2 protein-coding genes are annotated in these 3512 nt (G+C 76.8%); both read right to left on the reverse strand.

Annotation, left to right across the window (positions count from 1 at the left end; all coding sequences use genetic code 11):
- Positions 1 to 2568: ATP-dependent helicase (locus B0E53_RS34425; RefSeq protein ID WP_107079714.1), on the reverse strand; the 2568-nt coding region annotated here is incomplete at its 3' end.
- On the reverse strand, positions 2565 to 3512 hold a 948-nt coding region (locus B0E53_RS34430; RefSeq protein WP_146167902.1), incomplete at its 5' end, for a PD-(D/E)XK nuclease family protein. The genes B0E53_RS34425 and B0E53_RS34430, both read right to left, overlap by 4 nt.

Here is a 3512-nt window from a genome sequence, read left to right on the forward strand (position 1 = left end):
CGGGTCGGCCGGCCACTCGGCCCGCAGCACCGTCTCGGTGGTCGGGTTGACCGCGTCCCCGGCCGGCTCGGGCGCCCAGGCGTCGACCAGGTGGCCGTCGGCGCCGGCCAGGCAGGCGTCGTGCACCTCGCGGAGAAAGACCGACGGGCCGCGGAACCGCTTCGTCCCCTCCCCCCACCAGTAGCCCGAGCAGAGCAGCAGCCGGCGGGGCCGGGTCACCGCCACGTACGCCAGCCGGCGCTCCTCCCGCTCGTCGTGCGCCCGCCAGGCGTCGGTGAAGTCCTCCACCGCCCGGGCCACCCCGCGCTGGTCCGCCGCCCCGTACAGGCCCAGCTCGGGCAGCCCGTCCGCGTCGCCGCGCAGCGGGAACGGCAGCACGCCGAGCCCGCCCAGCCAGTGGTCGGAGTTGCGCACCGGCCCCGGCCAGACGCCCCGGGTCAGCCCGGCGACCGACACCACGTCCCACTCCAGTCCCTTGGCGGCGTGGGCGGTGAGGATCTGCACCGCGCCTTCCACCACCTCGACCTCGCCCGGGGTGAGGCCACGCTCCTCGTCCTCGGCGGCGGCCAGGTAGGCGAGGAACCCGGCCAGCGTGGCGCCGGGGGTCTCGCCGCTGAACCGGGCCGCCACGTCGCCGAGCGCGTCCAGGTGGGCGCGGGCCAGCCCGGCGTCACCGGCGCCGTCCCGGCCGGCCCGGACCGCCACCTCCACGTCCAGGCCGATGGTCCGCTCGATGTCCGCGATCAGCTCCGGCAGGGACTGGTCCAGCCGGTAGCGCAGCAGCGCCAGCTCCATGCCGTACGACCGCAGCCGCGCGTACCCCTCGGCCGAGTACGCCTGCGCCGGCCCCAGGTCGGCCAGCGCCTCGACGAGGGTGGCCTCGTCCAGCGCGTCCACGGTGATCTCCGGCCCGTCGTCGCCGGTCACCTCCCGCCGGGTGCGCGCGATGGCACGGGCCCGCCGGTGCAGGGCGACCAGGTCGCGCGGCCCGATCCGCCAGCGCGCGCCGGTGAGCAGCCGCAGCAGCGCCGCCCCGTCGGTCGGGTCGGCGAGCACCCGCAGCGTGCAGACCACGTCCCGGACCTCGGGGGTGTCCAGCAGCCCACCCAGCCCGACCACGTCGACCGGCAGCCCGCGGGCGCGCAGCGCCGCCTCGATCGCCGGGATCTGGCTGCGCAGCCGGACCAGGACGGCGGTGGTGGGGCGCCGGTGCGCCGGGATGTGCTCGGGCAGCGAGTCCGGCATCCCGGCCGCGCCGCGCCAGGCCGCCAGCACGCTGTCCGCGATCCAGTCGGCCTCGTCGGCGTACGTCTCCAGCAGCGCGCAGTGCACGGTGCCGGCGGCCCGCCCGCCGGGGCTGCGGTGCGGGATCGGGTCGCGGACGCTGAGCGCGGCGCGCAGCTCGGGCACCCGGGCGCCGGCCGCCCGCAGCGGCACCGACAGCGCGTTGGCGACGCCGAGGATCTCCGGCCGGTTGCGCCAGCTCGTGGTGAGGCTGAGCACCTCGGCGGGGGCGCCGTCGGTGCGGGCGAACTCGGTGGGGAACCGGTCGAGCGTGCCGGCGCTGGCCCCCCGCCAGCCGTAGATGGACTGGCAGGGGTCGCCCACCGCGGTGACCGGATGGCCACCGCCGAAGAGCGCGTTGAGCAGCACCACCTGGGCGTGGCTGGTGTCCTGGTACTCGTCGAGCAGCACCACCCGGAACCGGTCCCGCTCGATCACCCCGACGCCGGGGTGGTCGCGGGCCACCCGGGCGGCCCGGGCCAGCTGGTCGGCGAAGTCCATGGCCTCGAAGTCGTCCTTGCGCCGGCCGTACGCGCGGACCAGCGGGAGCAGCTTCAGCCGGGTCTGCTGGAGCTGGAGGGCCTTGCGCACGTCGGCGTAGACCCGGCCGGGGCGGGACTGCACCTCGGCGAAGAACCGGCCGGTCCAGGCGGCCAGCTCGTCCGGGTCGACCAGGTGCTCGTCCAGCTCGCCGGCCAGGGCGAGCACCGCGTCGGTGATGGTGGACGGCATCCGGTCCACCTCGGACATGTCGCCGTCGTAGTTGCGCACCAGCAGGTCGACGAGCTGCCAGCGGGACGCCTCGGTGAGCAGCCGGGTGGTCGGCTCGTAGCCGGCGCGCAGCCCGTGCTCGGTGACGATGCGACCCGCGTACGAGTGGTAGGTGGAGACCGTCGGCTCGCCGGCCAGAGGGTCCTCGTGCGGGTCCCGTCCCTGCCGGCCGAGCCGCCGGATGAGCTGGTCGAGCCGGGCGCGTACCCGGTGCGCCAGCTCGCCGGCGGCCTTGCGGGTGAAGGTGAGGCCGAGGATCTGCTCGGGACGGACGTAGGAGTTGGCGACCAGCCAGACCACCCGGGCGGCCATCGTCTCGGTCTTGCCGGAGCCGGCGCCCGCCACCACCAGCAGCGGCTCCACCGGCGCGGCGATGATCGCCGCCTGTTCCCGGGTGGGCGCCGGCAGCCGGAGCAGTTTGGCCAGCTCGACCGGGGTGTAGCGGGGGCCGGCGTCGGCAATCCGGGGCGCCGGGGTGGCGGTGGTGCTGAACAGCGTCGGCTGGGTCGTCATGCGTGCTCCGTGGGCGGCTCGACGACCTGGCGTCCCTGCCCGGAGACCGGGCAGCTCGTCCGCACCGGGCAGACCCGGCACTTCGAGTTGGCGACGGCGGCGAAGGTGGCGGCGGCCATCGTGTCGGCGGTGCGCCGGACCAGCGCGGTGGCCCAGCCGGCCTCGGGACCCTCCCCGGCGGCCGCCTGGGCCTGCTCCTTGGCGTCCCTGGCGCCGGTGCCGAGCTGCACCAGCGCGGCACCTCCGGACTCCTCGCCGAACTCGGCGAACGCCCCCGCCTCGACGGCCGCCTGGTAGGCGCCGAGCTGCGGGTGCTCGGCGACCTCCCGCTCGGTGACCGCGGTGGACTTGCCGGTCTTCAGGTCGATCACCACGAGCCGCCCCTCGGCGTCGACCTCCAGCCGGTCGACCCGGCCGGTCAGCTCGACCGGGCGGCGCGGGTCGTCGAGGCGGACCGCGAACTCGTGCTCGATGGCGAGCAGCCGCCGGGGGTTGCCGGCCAGCCAGCGCAGCAGCTTGTCCACCATGGCCTCGGCGCGGGCCCGTTCCGGGCCAACCATCCAGCGGGCGGCCAGCTCGATGGCGTCGAACCGGGCGGCCACGTACTCCAGCAGGGCGGTCCGGTCGACGCTGGCGTCCTCGGCCAGCATGGCGGCGGCGTGCACCAGGTTGCCGACGCCCTGCGCGGCGCTGGCGGGGGCGCTGCCGCCGTGCCGCTCCAGCAGCCAGCGCAGGCTGCACCGGAGCGCGCTCTCCATGGCCGACGGGGTGACCTTCACCGGCTCGCCCTCGTCGACCAGCGGCCGGTCGTCGGAGAGGCCGCGCAGCCCCCACCAGTCGTCCGGGTGCGCGCCGGGCACCCCGGCGGCGGCCAGTCGGGCCAGCTCGGCCGCCGCCGCGCGCCGCCGGGTGACCGGCGCCGCCGGGTCGGTGACCGCGGTACG

The organism is Micromonospora sp. MH33 (assembly GCF_003013775.1).
Taxonomy (GTDB): Bacteria; Actinomycetota; Actinomycetes; order Mycobacteriales; family Micromonosporaceae; genus Micromonospora; species Micromonospora fulviviridis.